General features: G+C 49.3%; 22 protein-coding genes. 16 read left to right on the top strand and 6 right to left on the bottom strand.

Going from position 1 to position 19213, the window contains the following annotated elements:
- The first annotated feature begins 80 nt into the window (after positions 1-80).
- Positions 81-716: a YceH family protein gene (locus NT239_03345; protein XGA71891.1), complete on the top strand. Its 636-nt coding sequence runs from the start codon at positions 81-83 to the stop codon at positions 714-716.
- Positions 717-940: 224 nt separating this feature from the next.
- Positions 941-1144: a cold-shock protein gene (locus tag NT239_03340; GenBank protein XGA71890.1), complete on the top strand. Its 204-nt coding sequence runs from the start codon at positions 941-943 to the stop codon at positions 1142-1144.
- Between the two features lie 63 nt (positions 1145-1207).
- Here NT239_03340 and NT239_03335 read toward each other — a convergent pair whose 3' ends face one another.
- A complete protein-coding gene (locus NT239_03335) occupies positions 1208-1783 on the bottom strand; it encodes a lysophospholipid acyltransferase family protein (protein XGA71889.1) in 576 nt (191 codons plus the stop codon).
- On the bottom strand, positions 1783-1956 hold the full coding sequence (locus tag NT239_03330; GenBank protein ID XGA71888.1) for a hypothetical protein: 174 nt from the start codon (positions 1954-1956) through the stop codon (positions 1783-1785). The genes NT239_03335 and NT239_03330 overlap by 1 nt, the downstream gene beginning before the upstream one ends.
- A gap of 67 nt (positions 1957-2023) precedes the next feature.
- Between NT239_03330 and NT239_03325 the strand changes: the two genes are divergently transcribed.
- From NT239_03325 to NT239_03315, 3 genes are all read left to right on the top strand, one after another.
- The gene (locus tag NT239_03325) at positions 2024-2332 is read left to right on the top strand and encodes a nucleotide pyrophosphohydrolase (GenBank protein XGA71887.1); all 309 of its coding nucleotides are present in this window, start codon (positions 2024-2026) and stop codon (positions 2330-2332) included.
- 67 nt (positions 2333-2399) lie between these two features.
- Positions 2400-3170, top strand: a complete 771-nt coding sequence (locus NT239_03320) for an HAD-IIA family hydrolase (protein XGA71886.1) — start codon at positions 2400-2402, stop codon at positions 3168-3170.
- 67 nt (positions 3171-3237) lie between these two features.
- Positions 3238-3708, top strand: coding sequence for an SRPBCC family protein (locus tag NT239_03315; GenBank protein ID XGA71885.1), 471 nt, complete (start codon positions 3238-3240; stop codon positions 3706-3708).
- A 34-nt stretch (positions 3709-3742) separates the two neighbouring features.
- Here NT239_03315 and NT239_03310 read toward each other — a convergent pair whose 3' ends face one another.
- The 3 genes from NT239_03310 to NT239_03300 all read right to left on the bottom strand — a co-directional run bounded on the left by NT239_03310 (position 3743) and on the right by NT239_03300 (position 5330).
- Positions 3743-4486 carry a DUF3365 domain-containing protein gene (locus NT239_03310; protein XGA71884.1) on the bottom strand — a complete coding sequence of 248 codons (744 nt, stop codon included), beginning with the start codon at positions 4484-4486 and terminating at the stop codon, positions 3743-3745.
- Positions 4487-4579: 93 nt separating this feature from the next.
- The gene (locus tag NT239_03305) at positions 4580-4897 is read right to left on the bottom strand and encodes an RnfH family protein (protein ID XGA71883.1); all 318 of its coding nucleotides are present in this window, start codon (positions 4895-4897) and stop codon (positions 4580-4582) included.
- A gap of 4 nt (positions 4898-4901) precedes the next feature.
- On the bottom strand, positions 4902-5330 hold the full coding sequence (locus NT239_03300; protein ID XGA72763.1) for a ubiquinone-binding protein: 429 nt from the start codon (positions 5328-5330) through the stop codon (positions 4902-4904).
- 154 nt (positions 5331-5484) lie between these two features.
- On the opposite strand from NT239_03300, the gene dnaB reads away from it, so the two are divergent.
- From dnaB to NT239_03275, 5 genes are all read left to right on the top strand, one after another.
- Entirely contained in the window at positions 5485-6900 is a 1416-nt protein-coding gene (gene dnaB, locus NT239_03295) for a replicative DNA helicase (protein XGA72762.1), read from the top strand.
- A gap of 61 nt (positions 6901-6961) precedes the next feature.
- Positions 6962-7330 (top strand): cupin domain-containing protein, encoded by a 369-nt coding sequence (locus NT239_03290; protein XGA71882.1) that lies wholly within the window; start codon positions 6962-6964, stop codon positions 7328-7330.
- A 573-nt stretch (positions 7331-7903) separates the two neighbouring features.
- Positions 7904-10306, top strand: a complete 2403-nt coding sequence (locus tag NT239_03285; GenBank protein XGA72761.1) for an FtsK/SpoIIIE domain-containing protein — start codon at positions 7904-7906, stop codon at positions 10304-10306.
- 143 nt (positions 10307-10449) lie between these two features.
- The gene (locus NT239_03280) at positions 10450-12777 is read left to right on the top strand and encodes an HDOD domain-containing protein (protein XGA71881.1); all 2328 of its coding nucleotides are present in this window, start codon (positions 10450-10452) and stop codon (positions 12775-12777) included.
- A gap of 108 nt (positions 12778-12885) precedes the next feature.
- Positions 12886-13440 carry a phasin family protein gene (locus tag NT239_03275; GenBank protein ID XGA71880.1) on the top strand — a complete coding sequence of 185 codons (555 nt, stop codon included), beginning with the start codon at positions 12886-12888 and terminating at the stop codon, positions 13438-13440.
- 143 nt (positions 13441-13583) lie between these two features.
- On the opposite strand, the gene NT239_03270 is transcribed toward NT239_03275, so the two are convergent.
- Positions 13584-14564 (bottom strand): malate dehydrogenase, encoded by a 981-nt coding sequence (locus NT239_03270; protein XGA71879.1) that lies wholly within the window; start codon positions 14562-14564, stop codon positions 13584-13586.
- Between the two features lie 236 nt (positions 14565-14800).
- Between NT239_03270 and NT239_03265 the strand changes: the two genes are divergently transcribed.
- The 6 genes from NT239_03265 (at position 14801) to NT239_03240 (ending at position 19210) form a co-directional block, all read left to right on the top strand.
- Positions 14801-15520 (top strand): GntR family transcriptional regulator, encoded by a 720-nt coding sequence (locus NT239_03265; GenBank protein ID XGA71878.1) that lies wholly within the window; start codon positions 14801-14803, stop codon positions 15518-15520.
- A gap of 97 nt (positions 15521-15617) precedes the next feature.
- Positions 15618-15992 carry a succinate dehydrogenase, cytochrome b556 subunit gene (gene sdhC / locus NT239_03260; protein ID XGA71877.1) on the top strand — a complete coding sequence of 125 codons (375 nt, stop codon included), beginning with the start codon at positions 15618-15620 and terminating at the stop codon, positions 15990-15992.
- On the top strand, positions 15986-16336 hold the full coding sequence (sdhD, locus tag NT239_03255) for a succinate dehydrogenase, hydrophobic membrane anchor protein (GenBank protein ID XGA71876.1): 351 nt from the start codon (positions 15986-15988) through the stop codon (positions 16334-16336). Before sdhC ends, sdhD begins: the two co-directional genes overlap by 7 nt.
- Positions 16333-18111 carry a succinate dehydrogenase flavoprotein subunit gene (gene sdhA / locus NT239_03250; protein XGA71875.1) on the top strand — a complete coding sequence of 593 codons (1779 nt, stop codon included), beginning with the start codon at positions 16333-16335 and terminating at the stop codon, positions 18109-18111. Before sdhD ends, sdhA begins: the two co-directional genes overlap by 4 nt.
- 11 nt (positions 18112-18122) lie before the next feature.
- Entirely contained in the window at positions 18123-18836 is a 714-nt protein-coding gene (locus NT239_03245; protein XGA71874.1) for a succinate dehydrogenase iron-sulfur subunit, read from the top strand.
- A gap of 65 nt (positions 18837-18901) precedes the next feature.
- Positions 18902-19210 carry a succinate dehydrogenase assembly factor 2 gene (locus NT239_03240; protein XGA71873.1) on the top strand — a complete coding sequence of 103 codons (309 nt, stop codon included), beginning with the start codon at positions 18902-18904 and terminating at the stop codon, positions 19208-19210.
- Positions 19211-19213 lie beyond the last annotated feature (3 nt).

Raw genomic sequence — 19213 nt, 5'->3', positions numbered from 1 at the left:
TCCAATAAAGCTGTAAGATAGGTGGCTGTACTTGTTTATAGCTCTTTGCCTTTGCGAAGTGGATATTTTTGGAGTCATTTATGCCGCAATTTACCCCGCTAAGCCCGATTCAAATTCGTATTTTGGGTGTATTGATTGAAAAAGAGCGGACAGTTCCTGATTCCTATCCTTTAACGCTGAACAGCCTATTGCTGGGTTGTAATCAAAAAAGCAGCCGTGACCCTGTTCTGGAGTTGGAAGAATCAGATTTAATTACTGCGCTTGATGAATTAAAAAGCACCGGCTGGGTTGTAGATCATCTGAGTGGGCGCGTGGCACGCTATAGTCATCAGTTTGGCAAAGTGTTGCAAATCCCGACCCAGTCTGTTGCTGCATTGGCGATTCTGATGTTGCGCGGGCCACAAACGGCGGGGGAGCTGCGCAATAATTGTGAACGCTTGCATCGCTTTGCCGATATTTCGGCAATTGAGGCTTTTTTAAGTGAATTGTCTGAGCGCACTGATGGTGCCTTAGTGACATTATTACCCCGTCAAGCTGGAGCTCGTGAATCCCGATGGGCGCATTTATTGGGTGGGGAGGTGGATTTGACGCCCTTGCAAAGTGTGGCAAACGCCTCAAATCAACCGGCTTTATTGGCGCGAATTGAGTACTTGGAAAGTGCCTTGGCTGCATTGCAAAATGAATTTGCAGCTCTAAAAGCACGTGTTGGCGAATGAAATTCGACGCTTAGCGGAAAAACGCGTCGTAATTATGCGATTTTGCTCAAATTTTGTGGTTTTGATGCAAAAAACGCTTGCCAGCTCTGCCGTGCTCGGCGAATATATCAACTGCAGGATCTTCAAGCAGTGGATGTATGTTGTAGTGGCTAGGCCGTACCGCAGTGCTTTCCCTTGATTTTCGTGCATCTTTTATATATTTCCGCAATTTAGGATACGAAAAAATGGCACAAGGTACCGTTAAGTGGTTCAACGACTCTAAAGGCTTCGGCTTTATCACTCCAGACGAAGGCGGCGAAGATCTGTTTGCTCACTTCTCACAAATCGTGTCTAAAGGTTTCAAAACCTTGGCTGAAGGTCAAAAAGTTTCTTTCGAAGTTACTACTGGCCCTAAAGGCAAACAAGCTTCTAACATCCAACCTCTGTAATTCAGAGTTGTTTGTTTAGCATGTAGAAAACCCAGCCTTAGCTGGGTTTTTTGTTTTTTGGGTTTATTGGTTCTGCGGGTTTTTTCCGACAATAGGCGCATAAAACTCGCGAATCTTGGCAATATCTTGCTCGGCATTGCCCGTTGGGTAGAACGTGCCTCCGCAGCCAGCCACTTTACGCGCAAAATCCATATAACCGAACACAATAGGCACTTGTGCGCCCAGCGCAATATAGTAAAAACCGGTTTTCCACTTTTCGACTTTTTTGCGTGTACCTTCTGGTGGGATCGCGACAACCAGCTTTTCCTGCTGATTGAAGACCTGCACCATTTGCTCTACCAGAGAGTTCGATTGGCGTCGATCAACCGGAATACCACCTAACCAGCGTGCAATCGGCCCGAGTGGTCCCCAAAATAGCGTATGTTTGCCCATCCAATAGACTTTTTGCTCGCGTGCAAAACATACTGCGATGCCAATTGGGAAATCCCAGTTGCTGGTATGGGGGGCGCCGATCAAAACATACTTGGGCAAATCCGGAAACTCACCTTCAATCTTCCAGCCGAACATGCGTAAGATCAATCGGCCCAAACGAGGAAGAACAGGGCGTAGCAGGGGCGTATCGAAAATCGTGCGTTGCATTATTTAGCCTGGGTTTTACCGAGCAATTTACCCATCAGCGGATTCATGCCCGCTTTGCGTTGTTTTTCCTGGGTGCTGGCAGTGCCGAATCGATCAGGTGTGCTGCTGCCGTGCAGATCATTGTGTAGCTTTTCTGCTTTACGCTTTTCAAGTTCGTACTTTTTCATTGGCATGGTTGGTGTTCCTTTGGCTAGAGGGCGTATTCTACGGATTACTGTGTACAAAGTCTTAAAAAAACCAATGAATCTGGCTGAACTATCGATCAAAATCCGTGAATTTGCCGACGAGCGCGATTGGCGGCAATACCATAATCCCAAAAATCTGGTGATGGCGATGTCGGTTGAAATGGCCGAACTCGTTGAACATTATCAATGGCTCACACCTGACCAGGCGGCACACTTAGAGGTCGACGAGCAGTCGCCGATCGCGCAAGAAATGGCTGATGTTCTGCTGTATATGCTGCGGCTTTCTGACGAGCTTGGCCTTGATATGGAGCAGGCGATTTTGCACAAAATGCAATTGAACGCGGAAAAATACCCGGCTAAATGATTTGACGTATATGCATGTAGATCAATCTGTTATTTGATTAGGTAACAATACCTATGGGGAGTTTAAGATGGTCAGTAGTGTTATTTCGGATATGGACGGTGTGATTTACCGTGGAAAACAATTAATTCCCGGAGCGAATGAATTTGTGCAGAAATTACTGGCCGATAAAACGCCATTTCTGTTTCTAACCAATAATGCTGAACAAACGCCGCTGGATCTGAAGCTCAAACTCGAATCACTCGGCATTCATGGCCTGACTGAGGGCAATTTCATTACCAGTGCGATGGCGACCGCGATGTTTTTGCGCCAGCAAAAAGAGCGCGCCAAAGTGTATGTGATTGGCGGTGGCGGCTTGATTAACGAGCTGTATAACGTTGGCTTTTCGATTTCTGAATCCAATCCTGATTACGTGGTCGTCGCCAAATCATCAACGTTCAGTTTTGAGCAGCTCAAAAAGGCGGTCCGTTTTATTGATCATGGCGCCAAATTCATCGGCACCAACCCCGATATGATCGACCCGGTGGAAGGTGGCAATGAGCCAGCGGCAGCAACGATACTCGCGGCCATTGCCGCAGCGACGGGCAAAAAACCGTATATCGTCGGCAAACCGAATGCACTGATGATGATGCTGGCGTCACGCAAATTGGGCGTGCATCCTGAAGAATGCGTGATGGTTGGTGATCGGATGGATACCGACATTGTCGGCGGCATGGAAGCGGGGATGAAAACCGCCTTGGTTTTATCCGGAGTGACGACGACTGAGATGCTGAACGATTTTCCGTACAAGCCCGATTATATTTTTAACCATGTAGGTGAAATCGACTTTAAAGCGTTGTAATCGCCAAGCCCGCCGTGCGGGCACGGCAATTTCGCTATAATGGCGCGTTTCACATTGCGAGCGACTTATGAGATTTGAGCACTTGGTTCAGATTAACGATCTGATGCACCCGACGGCCGAGATATTAACGCGCAATCAAGTCTGGCAAGGGCTCGTGTATCGCGCAGAGTTTCCGATGGAGTTTGTCGAGCATATTGACGAAGCCGAAGTGCTGCAACGTCACAATGCGGGAATTCATCGTCGAGTATTGATGGGTAAGCTCGAAGTGATTGATCATATCTATTACGAGCATGAAGCATCAGTGCATTACGACACGCAAGAGAGCGAGATGCACCTTGGTGGCCAGATGTGGATGAAAATCGAAGAACCTCAAGAAGGTGCCTTGTTTATTCGCTTTATTTACGAAACTCCCCATCCTGTCGGTGCTGACCCAGAACTCGATAAGTATCTAAGCTTTTTGAAGTCTGCATGGCAGGAAACCGATATCGATACGGTCAAAATGATTCGCCAGCTGGCGCAAGACGGGAAGCTGGGTTGATTCTATTTGAAAAAAAGCGGGGGATCCCCGCTTTTTATTTTCTTTTTAAAATTAGATAGCTGCATCCGATCAGTCCAAGTATCGCCAGAATGCTTGAAATGTTGAGAATATTTAAAAGGGAAGCGAGACTGTATGTTGATGGTACGCGCACTGAAATAGCGCCCGCTACTTTGCCAAGTTCGTATCCATATCCTTGGCTTGGGTAGAGGCTACGAACTGCATAGGGGGCCTTTTCGGCTGATTCATGACAGCGCATGCAGGCTGCAGTAGCAATTAGTCCACGCGCGTAAAATGTTTCACCGTTTCTAACTTCACTATATTCGGTGACATTGTTGGCCCGCATGAATTTGATTGCCTTGCTTTCAAAAGCTGTTGGGCTATTTTTGGTATTCATGTACTTATCAGAGGTGATGCGATAGGAAGACTGTTGTTTGTTGGCTTGCATCAAATCTGAAATTTCTCGCTGCACCAATGCCGGGTTTTTAAGGTGAAAATTAAGTGTGGTTGCCATTTGTTCGGTGCTTGTTACCGAGTTGTCTTCGTTGGCAAGCGTTGCTGTAACAGTATCTAGGTGGCTGCCAAGATCTACAGCATCGCCTTTAGCTTCTTTAATCCAGATTCCCCGGTATTGGGAGGCCCACTGTCCGATGTATTCAACCATGTTAGCAATGGTACGAGCTTGGTTTAGTTGTTCTTTTTCATAGACAGACTTGCCAATTAGAAATGAAACTATCAATGAAATAATGACAATCAAAATCGTTTTGCTTACTGTGCTCATAAATCCCGTATCTCATTGTTTTATTGGATGTAGGGAAATATTGTATTGCAAGTTTGTGAAATGTTCTAATTTTGCTGGCGTTGGTGTTTAAACTTAAACCTCGCCCCCCCCTTTTTTCATGATCTTGCCTTCTGCAGCACGTTGGCGACGAACTTCTTTCGGATCAGCGATCAGTGGGCGATAGATTTCGACGCGATCTTTTTCGCGCAGCACCGTATCTAGTTTGACTGCTTTGGCGAAAATGCCGATTTTTTGAGTGGCCAAATCGATTTCTGGAAACTCGGCCAAAATGCCAGATTTTTCGATCGCAACTTGGGCGGTTGTGCCGCTAGGTACTTTTACTTTGAGCAATTTTTGCTTAGCCGCAGTGGCATAAACCACTTCTACGGTAATGATCTCATTTTGGCTCATGGGCTTATCCATATTTGCGGTCGGCTTCTTTGACAAAAGCATCGACAAAAGTAGAGGTGATTTTACCAAACACGGGGCCGATGACGGCGTCGATCGTTCGGCTAGAGAATTCATAATCGAGTTCAAATTCAATCTTGCATGCATCTTCCATTAGCGGTGTAAAGCGCCAAATGCCTGTAAGGGCTTTAAATGGACCGTCGACGAAATGCATGATGATTTCGTTGTCGCTCTTGGTGTCGCGTGTGCGAAAGAAGGTGCTGACTTTTAAAAATTCAATTTTAATCGTCACATCCAACACGGTGTCGGAGCGCTCGTGCACGTCGATGCCGCCGCACCAAGGTAAAAAGCGCGGGTAATCCTCAACGTGATCAACCAATTCATACATTTGTGCTGCAGAATGGGGAACTAATACTGATTTGCGGATGGACTGCATGGTCATCAAGGGTGCGGCAGAGTAAAATGGACAGCTTGCTAAACTGATCGAATCAGTTTTTTGCTTCTGAATCATCGTTGCCCGTTCAATAAAACGTGCAACACCCGCCATTAAAGTGAAAATGAACGAATATCCTACCGAGCTAGTCCGCGACATGCAAGCCGAATACAACGCAGCCTCTCAGGTTGATGAGACCGCCGCCTATCGCATTCCGCCCCATTCGGTCGAAGCCGAGCAATCTGTGCTGGGTGGTTTGATGCTCGATAACACGGCGTTTGACAAAATCGCCGACGTAATTGGCGACCAAGACTTTTACCGCGAAGACCACCGCCGTATTTTTCAGGCGATTATCAAGCTGATCGAACACAATCGCCCAGCCGATGTAATTACGGTCAAAGAGTCGCTCGATACGACCAATGATCTGACTTATGTTGGCGGTTTGTCTTACCTTGGCTCTTTGGTGCAAAACACGCCATCTGCGGCCAATATTCGTCGTTATGCCGAAATCGTGCGCGAAAAATCGGTGCTGCGCCAGCTCGCAGGCGTGGCGACCGAAATTGCCGATGCGACGTTCTTCCCTAATGGCCGCGACGCGAAAGAGCTACTTGACGAAGCTGAATCTCGCGTCTTTCAAATCGCCGAGCAATCCGCTAAAGGCCAGCAAGGTTTTCACACCATGCCACCGATTTTGAAAGAAATCGTCGAGCGCATTGATTATTTGTACCAGCAAGACAATCCATCTGAAGTCACCGGCACGCCAACTGGCTTTATTGATCTGGATAAAATGACCTCAGGTCTGCAAGGTGGCGATTTGATTATTGTTGCCGGTCGTCCGTCGATGGGTAAAACGGCGTTTTCGGTCAATATCGCCGAAAACGTCGCGATTCACAGCAAATTGCCGGTGGCGATTTTCTCGCTCGAGATGGGTGCAGCGCAATTGGGTATGCGTATGGTCGGCTCAGTCGGCAAGATCGACATGCATAAACTGAAAACGGGGCGCTTTGAGGATGAGGATTGGCTCAAACTGACGCACGCCGTGGGTAAATTATCGGAAGCGCCGATTTTCATCGAGGAAACGGGCGCACTAACTGCGCTTGATGTGCGCACGCGTGCGCGTCGTTTGGCACGCCAATGTGGCGGGCAACTTGGCCTTATCGTCATCGACTATTTGCAGTTGATGGCGGGGCGTGCCGGCGCGAAAGATCAAAATCGCGCGACCGAGCTGGGCGAGATTTCTCGTTCACTGAAAGGCTTGGCGCGTGAATTGAAGTGCCCGATTATCGCTTTGTCGCAGTTGAGCCGTTCGGTCGAGCAACGTACCGACAAACGCCCAATGATGTCCGACTTGCGTGAATCGGGCGCGATCGAGCAGGATGCGGACTTGATCATGTTTATGTACCGCGACGAATACTACAACCCGGATAGCCCGCACAAAGGCTTGGCCGAGTGCATTTTGGGTAAGCACCGTAACGGTCCGGTGGGCCGGATTCCGCTGGTGTTCCAAGGCATGTATTCGCGCTTTGATAATGCTTTGTTACGCCCAGATGATTGGAATAGCGATCTTGAGTAAGTCGTAAGCCACCAGCTTTCGCACTAACCTAGCTAGGCCACCTAAATCGATAGAGAACAGTATGAGTACAGCAGCGATTACCCATTTTAGCCGCGAAGTTGCGCCGACTTTTGATCAGCCGCGCCCAGATCGATTGGTGTCGGGCAATCCCAATCGCACGACATGGACGCACTACACGTCCAACGATCAAATGTTGTCGTGTGGCGTGTGGGCTTGCGAAGTGGGGAGCTGGAATATTCGCTTTGCCGATGATAAAGAAGAATTTTTCTGCGTCATTCGCGGTCGCGTGCGCTTGGTCGATCAAGACGAGCAGGGCATCGTCGTGTGCGCGGGCGAGGCGGCGGTAATTCCGGCTGGCTTTGTCGGTCGTTTTGAAGTGTTAGAAGCCGTGCAAAAATATTTTGTCGTGTTAGATCGTTCTGCGAAATAAAGCATGAAAAAAATTCAGCAATTATTTGAAACGCTCAATCAGAAACTAGAAGGCGATTTGTCTGGGGTTGAGCCGGTTATTACGCCTGAGAAAAACACAGCAGATCATAACAAGCCGAGTGAGCATAAACTCGATTCGATGTTCGAATTACCGCTTGGCTCAATGAGCTCCAGTGTGAGTTCAACTGTTGGGCAGGCCGCGGCGAAAGGGGTTGATTCGATTAAATCAATGATCAGCCCGCTGGCGAGTAAAATTGGTACCAAAGTTGCCGATGTATTGCAGAACGCGAAATCCCAAGCTCAGCACGATGCTGAGTTGATCGAGCCCACTACTGATCCCTTGTTTGCGCCTGTGGCAGCCAAACAACCCGCTAAGGCGCTGCGCGATGTTGCGAAACCCACCGCTGATAGCCCGGTCTTTATTCGCTCTGCAGGGTATCGGCCTAGCACTCAATCTGAATATGAGTTAGCAGAGAATACCCTGGCAGATGAGCCGGTGATCAGCGTTGTCACGCCAACACCCGAGCCTCAGCCTAGCAAGGCGCGGATCGAGTCTGAAGCGACGCCAAGCCCTATGTCAGTCAATGTGCCGCCGAATCTAGAACGGAACGCTGAGCCGCCAGTGGATGCCGTGGCGAAAGCTGTGCCACCCGTTATTCCTGTGTTGTCGCCTGAAGTCGTGAAAACGCCAACGCAGCCGATTCCAGCCCCGCGTAAAACCAAGCGCGAATTGCCGGTGCTCGATATGAGCCACATCCAGCGCAATTTGGAGCGCAGCCAGCGCAAGCTGGCGATGGAAGGCGCGAAAATGCCTGAGCGCAAAGCACCAGAGCCTTTACCGCTCATTGATCCGTCCGAAGTGCGCGAGCGCTTGCAGGATATTCACAGCGGGAAACAGCCAAGCCCAAAAATCAAACCTAGCCATCCACCGCGCACGCCAATCTCGCCGATGCCGCGTAGCGATTTACGCGCGCCAACGCGAGTTGATGCACCGCTTGATCGCTCGGCTTTGAGTCGTTCGGCACCTGTTACGCCAGCCAAAGTTGCTAAAGCGCCAGAGCCTGAGGTGATTCGGGTGTTTCAGTCTAGCCACGCCGCAGCGCCTGTGGTCCCGGTTGTGCCGGTGGTACCAGTGGTGCCGAGCAATCCGCCGAGTCATTTACCAGAGATCAAACCGCAGCTTGAGAGCAGCGCCGCGCCAGAAGTTGCCAAGCCTGACCTCGATAGCTTTTATCCGTATCACGCGCCAGCTGCTGAGGCGAGCCAAACGTATGTTGCTCCGCCAACGCAGCCAGAAGCGGTGCCAACGGTTCAATTTAGTCCTCTGGGGTATGCGCCTGAGCCAGTTGTTCAGATTGTGCCGCAGCCCAATACCGTACCGAGTATTGCCGAGCAAGAAGCTGCGCAGCGCGCAATTCATCGGCCCGAGCAATTCTTGCGCCCCGATGCGGTTTCGACGACGGCGCGCCCAGTTGTCGATAGCGCATGGCGCGGTGAAGACGGCTTGTGTTTGCCATTAGAATTGCTACGCCCAGCCACAGCGCAGGCGATTACGGTTACGCAAGAAGATCTGCTTGAGCGCAGCATCTTGATCGAAGAAAAGCTGAACGAATTTAAAGTGAAGGTCAGCGTGCTCGATGCCTACGCCGGCCCAGTGATTACGCGCTTTGAAGTCGAGCCGGCGACCGGTATTCGCGGCGCGCAGGTTGTTAACTTGGCCAAAGATTTAGCGCGATCCTTGGGTTTGGCCTCGGTGCGCGTCGTTGAGACGATTCCAGGCAAAACCTGCATGGGGCTGGAGTTGCCTAACCCCACGCGGCAAATGATTCGTTTGTCGGAGATTTTATCCGCGCCAGAATACCATGGGCAGGTATCCCCATTGACGATCGCACTGGGTAAGGATATCAGCGGCATACCCGTGGCAACTGATTTGGCGAAAACGCCTCATATGTTGGTCGCGGGGACGACGGGTTCGGGGAAGTCGGTCGGCGTCAATGCGATGATCTTGTCGATTCTGTTTAAGGCAACGCCCGAAGAAGTGCGCTTTATTATGATCGATCCGAAAATGCTCGAGCTGTCGGTGTACGAAGGCATCCCGCACTTGCTCGCGCCGGTGGTCACCGATATGAAACTTGCCGCGAACGCGCTCAATTGGTGTGTTGGCGAAATGGAAAAGCGCTACCGCCTGATGAGCGCGCTCGGGGTGCGCAATTTGGCCGGTTACAACCAGAAAATCGCCGAGGCGAAACAACTGGGCAAAAAGCTCACCAATCCATTCACGCTGACGCCGGATGACCCCGAGCCGTTGGAGCATTTGCCGATGATTGTCGTCGTCGTTGATGAATTTGCCGACTTGATGATGGTCGCAGGCAAGAAGATTGAAGAGCTGATTGCCCGCTTGGCGCAAAAAGCGCGTGCAGCCGGGATTCACTTGATTTTGGCAACGCAACGCCCGTCGGTGGACGTAATTACTGGCTTAATCAAAGCCAATATTCCGACACGTTTGGCTTTCCAAGTCTCCAGCAAAGTCGATAGCCGCACGATTCTGGATCAAATGGGCGCCGAAGCTTTATTGGGGCAGGGCGATATGTTGTTCTTGCCGCCGGGCACCGGCTATCCGCAACGTATCCACGGCGCTTTTGTTGACGATGCGGAAGTGCATTGTGTCGTCGAGTATCTGAAGCAACTGGGCGAGCCTGATTATATTGAAGGTGTGTTGTATCCAGCCAATGAAGCCGATGCAGCCGGTGGCTGGGCTAGCGGTGGTGCCGATGCTGAAGAGAGCGATCCTTTGTATGACGAAGCCGTTGCGCACGTGGTGCGCAGTCGCCGCGCGTCGATCTCGGCAGTGCAGCGCCAATTTAGAATTGGCTACAACCGCGCAGCGCGTTTGATCGAGCAAATGGAGGCGGCGGGGATTGTCAGCAGTATGGAAAGTAATGGCAATCGAACGGTACTCGCGCCTTCGCACGAATAGTGCTGATCGACGTAAAAAACCGACCCTTTGGTCGGTTTTTTTTATGCTTGTATCGATTTGCCTAAGATGAGACAGATTCATGATGTAGATTAACTTACAGGCCCGATGTCAGCTATATTGCAAGAATAAAAGAAAGGTGCGCAATGAAGTCGTTTGGCGATGGCCGCTTTCAGGTCGAAAAAAAAATCGGGCAGGGTGCGCAGGGTTTAGTCTATTTATCGCGCGATACCCATTTAGACCGAAATGTGGCAATTAAAGTGTTGCACAGTCAGCCGCTACAAGCCTTGGCTGAGGCGCAGCTCGTCAGTCGTATTCAGCACCCCAATATTGTCACCTTGTACGATGCTTTTGCCGATCACGCACACCCCTGTTTAGTGTTTGAATTTGTTGCAGGCGAGACACTGGCCGATTTTTTGCGCCGGGAAAAACAAATGGCGCCGGTGGCTGCGGTGCAAATGATGGTGGCGATTTTAGAGGGGTTGCAAGCAGCTCATGCCAAAGGCGTGATCCACCGCGATATGAAGCCACAGAATATCATTCTGGACGAGCAAAAACGCCCGCGGATTATGGATTTTGGTGTCGCTAGCCAGCGCGGGCAATCCTACGATGGCTTAACCGGAACTGCGGGCTTTATATCTCCTGAAATGATCAACAATCTGCCGGTTGATGCGCAGGCGGATGTCTTTGCCTGTGGTGTAATTTTGTACCAAATGCTCACCGGTAAATTGGTGTCTGATGGCGATACCGTCATTTCTATTCTATTTAAAACCGCCAACGAAGATTTCGTTCCACCCTCACGCTTTAACGACCAAATTGATGAAAAGCTCGATCATTTAGTCATGGCGGCTTTATTTAAAAGCCCTGAATCACGTTATGTCGATGCAGGCGCAATGCGCACCGCTTTATTGGAGTGGCTGGACGCTGCGGGTGTCGCCCGCACTGAGGGAGAATCGACTGATGCGCGGCACAGTACGATTGAGTTTTTGTTGCGCCGAATGCGACATTCGGCCGATTTTCCTGCTTTATCACAAACGATTGCTGCGATTAATAAAGTCGATGAGTCGCAGGCTGAAAAAGTACAAAGTTTGTCGGGTGTGATTTTGCAAGATTTTTCACTAACCAATAAGCTGTTAAAAATAGTCAATTCAGCCAGTTATGGTCAATTTGGTGGTGCAATTAGTACGATCTCACGCGCTATTGTGATTCTGGGCTTTGATCGAATTCGTAGCCTAGCGGTCACCATTTTGCTATTTGAGCATATGCAAAATAAAGCGCATGCCTCTCGTTTGCGCGATGTGGTGCTAGAAATCTTTTTTGGTGGGATGCTCTGCCGCAAACTGGCGGATAAAAATGGCTGGCGCGATGCTGAGGAAGCCCTGATTTGCGGGATGTTTCAGCATCTTGGGCGACTGTTGACCCATTTTTATTTTAACGAAGAAAGTCTCGAAATCCTTAAGCGCAAAACCCAAACCGGTGAGGCAGAAACCATTGCTGCTGAAGCTGTTTTGGGAGTTAGTTATGCCGAACTTGGCATAGCTATCGCTGGCGAATGGAATTTCCCGGAGCGAATTGTGCATAGCATGCGGCCGCTACCTGATTCCAAGGTGCGAGAACCAATGAATCAAGCTGAGCGATTAAGGGTGTTTGCAAATCTATCGACTGAAATGCTGCCTTTAGTGACGATGAAGCCAGTCGACGCTTCAGTGTATACGCAGAGCCTTATCAAGCGTTTTTCAGCGATTGTGTCATGGTCTGAACGAGAAATTCAGGATTTATTAAAAGACGCGGCTAAACAATATCTCTCTTACTTATCCTTATTGCAAATTGATTTAGGGTCGGCTGAATTTGCCACCCAATTACGATCTTTGGCCGGAGTTAAAGCTGCTACGGGCGCAGCTCCACTTGCAGAGGAGTCCACTGCGCAGACCGGCTCTTCAGATCAAGCTTCAAGCCCCGCCGCCATGTTATCAGCTGGCGTGCAAGACATTACCAATAGTTTGGTGGGCGAGTTTAATTTGAATGATGTGCTGCGGATGATTTTGGAAACGATGTACCGCAGCATCGGGTTTGAGCGCGTATTATTTTGTACGCGTGACGTTAAAAAAGGGACGATGGTTGCGCGTTTTGGCTTTGGCAAGGATGTAGATGTCATCTTGCCGAAATTTAATTTCCCACTCTCGCCACTTGAAGATGTATTTCAGCTGGTGCTCGCCAAAAATGCAGATGTGTTTATCGAAGATGTGGATGCGGAAAGTATTGCGCAGCGCATTCCTGCTTGGTACCGTGTCATTTCGCAGTCCAAAACTTTGGTGGTTTTTCCTGTTGTCATCGATAAGAAGGCTGTTGGTTTGTTTTATGCTGACCGAATGTCAGCACATTCATTGAGTCTGCCGCATGATCAGTTGAATCTGCTGAAGACGTTAAGAAATCAGGCTATTTTGGCAATACGACAGAAACAGTTGGGCAATTGATGTGATCTAGCCATCTAAATTTGTGCGTTGCACAAAAAGTGCTTGACAGATGCATCTTTGCGGTTAAAAATGGCGTTATTGCAGTGCACAATTCACCGGAGAAATGCCATGTTTAACGCACCAAAACAATTTACCGAGCTAGGCCAAGCTAATCTTGAGAAATCCTTGCGTCTGACTAACATCGCTTTGGCTGGTGCTGAGCGTCTGTTTCAGTTGCAACTAAGCATCGCTCGTGATTTGTTGGCTGAAAATGCTGAAACTGCTAAATCTTTGTCGCAAGTGAAAAATGTGCAAGATTTGGTTGATCTGCAAAAAACACTGACTCAACCTGGCGTTGAAAAAACAATTGCAGTGGCGCGTACTGTGTACGAAGCGGCAAGTACAACTCAAGCAGAATTGAACAAACTGATCGAAGAGCAAGTGTTGGAATTTAACAAAAACTTGGTGTCTTCTTTAGATCAAGCCGCTGCGCAAGCTCCAGCAGGTAGCGCAGCAGTTAATTTGCTGAAAAACGCCGTTGAAAGCGCAAATACTGCGTTTGATACAGTACAAAAAACCAGCCAACGCATTGCTGAAAATATTACAGAAGCGACTGTTGCTGCGGTAGAAACAGGTGCTAAATCTGTTGCAGCGGCTACTAAAGCGGCTAACAAAGCAGCGTAATTTGATTTCTTGCCAATAAAAAACCACGCCTTGGCGTGGTTTTTTATTGGGTATATGTTGGAATGTACTATCAATTCAAGCTTTGATAGATATACCTATTTAAAAAGCCCATCCAAGGATGGGCTTTTTTTCGAGCTAAAAAATTAGCCGAGCAAGTGTTTTACTGCATCACGCTCTTCAGACAATTCTTTTGCCGTTGCATCCATACGTGCGCGGCTGAATTCACTGATTTCGAGGCCTTGGATGATGGTGTATTGGCCATCTTTACAAGTTACGGGGTAGCCGTAGATCAGGTCTTCGTAACCGTATTCGCCGTTCGCAGGAACGCCCATTGTTACCCAATCGCCTTCCGGAGTGCCCAGTACCCAGTTACGGATGTGGTCGATCGCTGCATTCGCAGCAGAAGCTGCTGAAGACAAGCCGCGTGCTTTAATAATTGCTGCGCCACGTTGTTGCACGGTTGGGATGAATTCAGTTTCGAGCCATTTTTGATCGTTGATCAAGTTGGCTGCGTTTTGGCCTTTCACTTCAGCGTGGAACAGGTCTGGATATTGCGTGGCTGAGTGGTTGCCCCAGATGATCATTTTCGTTACGTCAGTAACTGCAGAGCCAGTTTTCTGAGCGATTTGCGTCAGAGCGCGGTTGTGGTCTAAGCGCATCATGGCAGTGAAGTTCGCTGGATTCAGATCCGGTGCGTTTTTCATTGCGATGTAAGCGTTGGTATTAGCTGGGTTGCCGACTACCAATACTTTAACGTCACGGCTCGCTACTTTGTTCAGTGCTTTACCTTGCGTCGTGAAGATTGCGCCGTTAGCTTCGAGCAGGTCTTTACGCTCCATGCCTGGGCCACGTGGGCGTGCGCCAACGAGCAGAGCGATGTCGGCATCTTTGAAGGCGACTTCTGGATCGTCACTTTGAATAATGCCTTGCAGTAATGGGAATGCGCAGTCATCCAATTCCATTACCACGCCATTCAGTGCTGGCAATGATGGTGTGATATCGAGCAATTGCAAGATTACAGGTTGATCTGGGCCGAGCATCGCGCCAGAAGCAATACGGAATAGAAGGCTGTAGCCAATTTGACCAGCAGCACCAGTTACGGCAACGCGAACAGGTTTTTTCATTTGTAAACGACTCCGAGTAGCGGCAAATACGCCGGCGACAACAAAAATTGGGTTGGATGTGCAGTTGATTGCACAACTTAAGCAACAAGGCTTTGATGTTTAGCAAGGTGAGTTTATCACGCTGTAGCTTTTTTTGGAAAAAAGTGACGGTTTTACTGGATAAAATGTAATGTATCTTTTGTCTTATATAAGACTGTAGTAGACTCTGCCTCGACAACATGATAAAAAGTGCATGCATGAAAAAATTAGCCGCCCAACCTTTATATAAACAAGTGATTCGCGAAGTATTGGCAGCGGTTGAGGCTGGTGAATGGCAGGAAGACGAAAGTTTACCGAGTGAAGTCGAATTGAGTCACCGATTTGGCGTAAGTCAAGGTACGGTGCGCAAGGCGCTTGATGCTTTGGTTGCAGAGTCAGTGTTGTATCGACGCCAAGGTGTGGGTACTTTTGTGGCTGGTATGAGCGATTTTTTGATGCGCGGTCGTTTTGCTTTGTTGACCGACCCTAAGGGTGAAGCACCAAAAATTGAGTTGCTCGGCTGTGTTCGTATTCATGCGGGTGAGCAGTTGGCCGAGATTTTAGGTTTGCGTCGCGGTGCTGCGTTGTGGCAAGTGCGACGTCTGTTGCGTGTCTCAGGGCAGGTGATTGGTTTGGAAGAGTTGCTGTTGCCTGAGGCTAATTTTCCAGATTTGGAAATGCGCCGAATTCGTGAGTTAAAAGGTAATTTAAGAGAGTTGTGTTGGCGCGATTTTGGTGTGCGCCTGCAGGACGGGGAAACTCGTTACCGCGCAGTGAGTGCGGGTTCGGCTGAGGCTAGGTTGTTGCAGGTTGAAGTAAATGAACCTTTGCTGCAGCTAGTGCGTTTGGCAAAAGATTTTTCGGGTAAGCCGCAGGTATGGAGTGTGGCTTGGCTTAAAACAGAAGAATTGGCATTTGAGCCATCTTTGGCGACTTAAGCTGATTGTGTCAGGTTTCTCAAGCTGATGTATTGATTTAGGTCAGCTTGTTAAAAGTAGTAAAACTTCGTTTGGTAAATACAGAGGAATAGAGCGTATGCAAAAAGCACGCCCCAAGCACCTTGCGCTATGGCAGATTCGTTTGCCATTGCCAGGGATTGTGTCCATCTTGCACCGGATTAGTGGTGCATTGATGTTCGCGGCAATCCCGTTCATGTTGTATGCATTGGAAGGCACTTTGTCTTCTGCTGATCGCTTTGCTGCGTTCAAAGAATGTGTCGCTCATCCCGTCACCAAATTATTCCTGCTCGCTGTGCTGTGGGCTTATTTGCACCACGCCTGTGCTGGTACTCGTTTCCTGTTCTTGGATATTCATAAAGGCACCGATCTGAAAACTGCTCGCTTGACCGCCAAAATCGTTCTGGCTGTGAGCTTGAGTTTGACGGCAATTATTGGGGTGATGACATGGTAAAACGTCATGTGGTTGGCGCGCACTATGGTTTGCGCGATTGGTTGGTGCAGCGTGTTACCGCCGTCATTATGTTGGCCTACACCATTGGTGTCGTGGCATTTATTTTGTGCGCGAATGGCGCTTCGTACGATGCTTGGAAAGAGTTGTTCTCCTGTACGTGGGTGAAGGTAGTAACTACCGTTTCCATCACCGCCTTGCTGTGGCACGCGTGGGTTGGTGTGCGCGATATTTGGATGGATTACATCCAGCACGTTGGCGTTCGCTTGACGATGCACGTTCTGACGCTGCTGTGGTTGATCGGTAGCTTGGTTTATATGGTTAAAGTAGTGTGGGGTGTTGCATGACCAAGTCAATTCCAGTTCGCAAGTTTGACGCCATTATCGTTGGCGCGGGTGGTGCCGGTTTGCGCGCCGCATTGCAACTCTCTGAAGCGGGTATGAAAACTGCCGTTTTGTCGAAAGTATTCCCAACTCGTTCGCACACGGTTGCAGCGCAAGGTGGCGTTTCAGCTTCTTTGGGTAACTCAGAGCCAGATCATTGGCACTGGCATATGTACGACACGGTAAAAGGTTCGGATTGGTTGGGTGACCAAGACGCGATCGAATTTATGTGCCGTGAAGCGCCGAACGTCGTAATCGAGCTTGAACATTTTGGTATGCCGTTTGACCGTAACTCAGACGGTACGATCTACCAGCGACCATTTGGCGGTCACATGAGCAACTTTGGTGAAAAACCAGTTCGCCGTGCCTGTGCTGCCGCTGACCGTACTGGTCACGCAATGTTGCACGCTCTTTACCAACGCAATGTCCGCGCTAACACGCAATTCTTCGTTGAATGGATGGCGCTAGACCTGATTCGTGACGAACACGGTAATGTGCAAGGCGTGGTCGCGATGGAGATGGAAACATCTGAAGTCGTAATTTTCCAAGCCAAAGCCACCTTGTTTGCAACTGGCGGCGCGGGTCGTATTTTCTCTTCGTCTACCAATGCGTTCATTAATACGGGTGATGGCTTGGGTATGGCTGCGCGTGCAGGCATTCCACTGGAAGACATGGAGTTCTGGCAATTTCACCCAACAGGTGTTGCTGGCGCAGGCGTATTGATTACCGAAGGCGTGCGTGGTGAAGGCGGTATCTTGCGTAACTCGCAAGGCGAGCGTTTCATGGAACGTTATGCGCCAAATGCCAAAGACTTGGCGTCACGTGACGTGGTTTCGCGTGCGATGGTGACCGAGATTAACGAAGGCCGTGGCTGTGGTCCGAACAAAGACCACGTATTGCTCGATATTACTCACCTCGATCCTGAAGTGATTATGTCGAAATTGCCAGGCATTCGCGAAATTTCGATCAAGTTTGCCGGTGTAGACCCAATCAAAGCGCCAATTCCTGTGGTGCCAACTTGCCACTACCAAATGGGCGGTATTCCGACCAACTACAAAGGTGAAGTGGTAGTAAACGACAACGTCGTACAAGGTTTCTACGCCGCAGGTGAGTGCGCATGCGCATCAGTACACGGCGCGAATCGCTTGGGTACTAACTCATTGCTCGACTTGCTGGTATTCGGCAAATCATCGGGCAACAGCATGATCGACTACATCAAGTCGGCGCCAAAAGATTTGCCAGAGTTGGCGATGCAAGACGTTGAGCGCTCTGTAGCTCGTGTAGCCCGTCTGGATAACCAGAAAGAAGGCACCAACGTGAACGAAGCGCGTTTGGCGATGCAGCGCACCATGCAAGCGCACTGTGGCGTATTCCGCTTTAACGACATGTTGCAGCAAGGCGTGACGAAGATTCTTGAAGTTGAGCAAATGGTGAAAAACACCGTGATTGCCGACAAATCAAAAACCTTCAACACTGCGCGTCTTGAAGCGCTGGAGTTGGAAAACCTGATCGAAGTGGCGAAGGCAACTATGATCTCCGCTGAAGCGCGTAAAGAATCACGCGGCGCGCACGTGCGTGATGACGCGGAAGACACACCAGCGAATCCAAATGGTCGTGACGATGCAAACTGGCTGAAACACACGCTGTGGCATCGTGAAGGTAACAAACTTGAATACAAACCAGTCAATATGAAACCGTTGACTGTTGACACGATCGCGCTCAAAACGCGTTCGTACTAAGAGGATCGATTATGGCTACTCAAACCGTCCAATTCCGTGTTTATCGCTACGATCCTGATAAAGACGCTAAACCGTATATGCAAGACATCAGCGTTGAAGTCGACACCACGACTGAACGCAAATTGCTCGATGCCTTAGTTAAGCTGAAAGTCGTTGATGAATCACTGTCTTTCCGTCGTTCATGCCGTGAAGGCGTGTGTGGCTCGGATGCGATGAATATCAATGGCAAAAATGGTCTGGCCTGTATTACCGACATCGATACGCTCAAGCAGCCAATCGAAGTGCGCCCATTGCCAGGTTTGCCAGTAATCCGCGACTTGATCGTCGATATGACGCAGTTCTTCAAGCAATATCACTCGATCAAACCCTACGTGATCAACGACAGCCCAGCGCCGGATCGTGAACGTCTGCAAAGCCAAGAAGATCGTAAAGAGCTTGATGGCTTGTACGAATGTATCTTGTGCGCATGCTGTTCAACGTCGTGCCCATCATTCTGGTGGAACCCAGACAAGTTTGTCGGCCCGGCTGGTTTGTTGGCAGCTTACCGCTTTATTGCCGATACACGTGATGAAGCAACGAGCCAGCGTTTGGATGATTTGGAAGATCCATACCGCTTGTTCCGTTGCCACAGCATCATGAACTGTGTGGATGTGTGCCCGAAAGAGCTCAATCCAACTAAAGCCATCGGTAAGATCAAAGATCTGATGGTGAAACGTATTAGCTAATTGGGTATATCCCTGTAGGTCAATTTGGTGTTGATCTACAGGGCAATACTCATGTGAGGTGCACGATGGATGAAGTAGAACTCAAACGCATCATCTGGCGTTCACGGCGCGGCTTGCTTGAGCTTGATTTGCAACTTGAGCGATTTGTGACCGATGTTCTACCCACATTGAACGCAACTGAGCTGGCAGTGTACGAGCAAATTTTAATGCTGCCAGATTGGGATTTTTTAGAGTACGTCAACGGTAAATCGGTCTGCCCAGACCCAGAACTTGCCGTGATGATTGCGCGGATTGCTGCGGCCAATGCAGCTAGTCATGACGCAGCAAACAATAACGCAGCCGGCGATGCCGAGCGCATTACTAGAGCGCTTTAACAG

The sequence above is a fragment of the Chitinibacter sp. SCUT-21 genome (assembly GCA_041874755.1).
Classification (GTDB): Bacteria; Pseudomonadota; Gammaproteobacteria; order Burkholderiales; family Chitinibacteraceae; genus Chitinibacter.
This window is presented reverse-complemented; position numbering and strand designations above follow the sequence as displayed.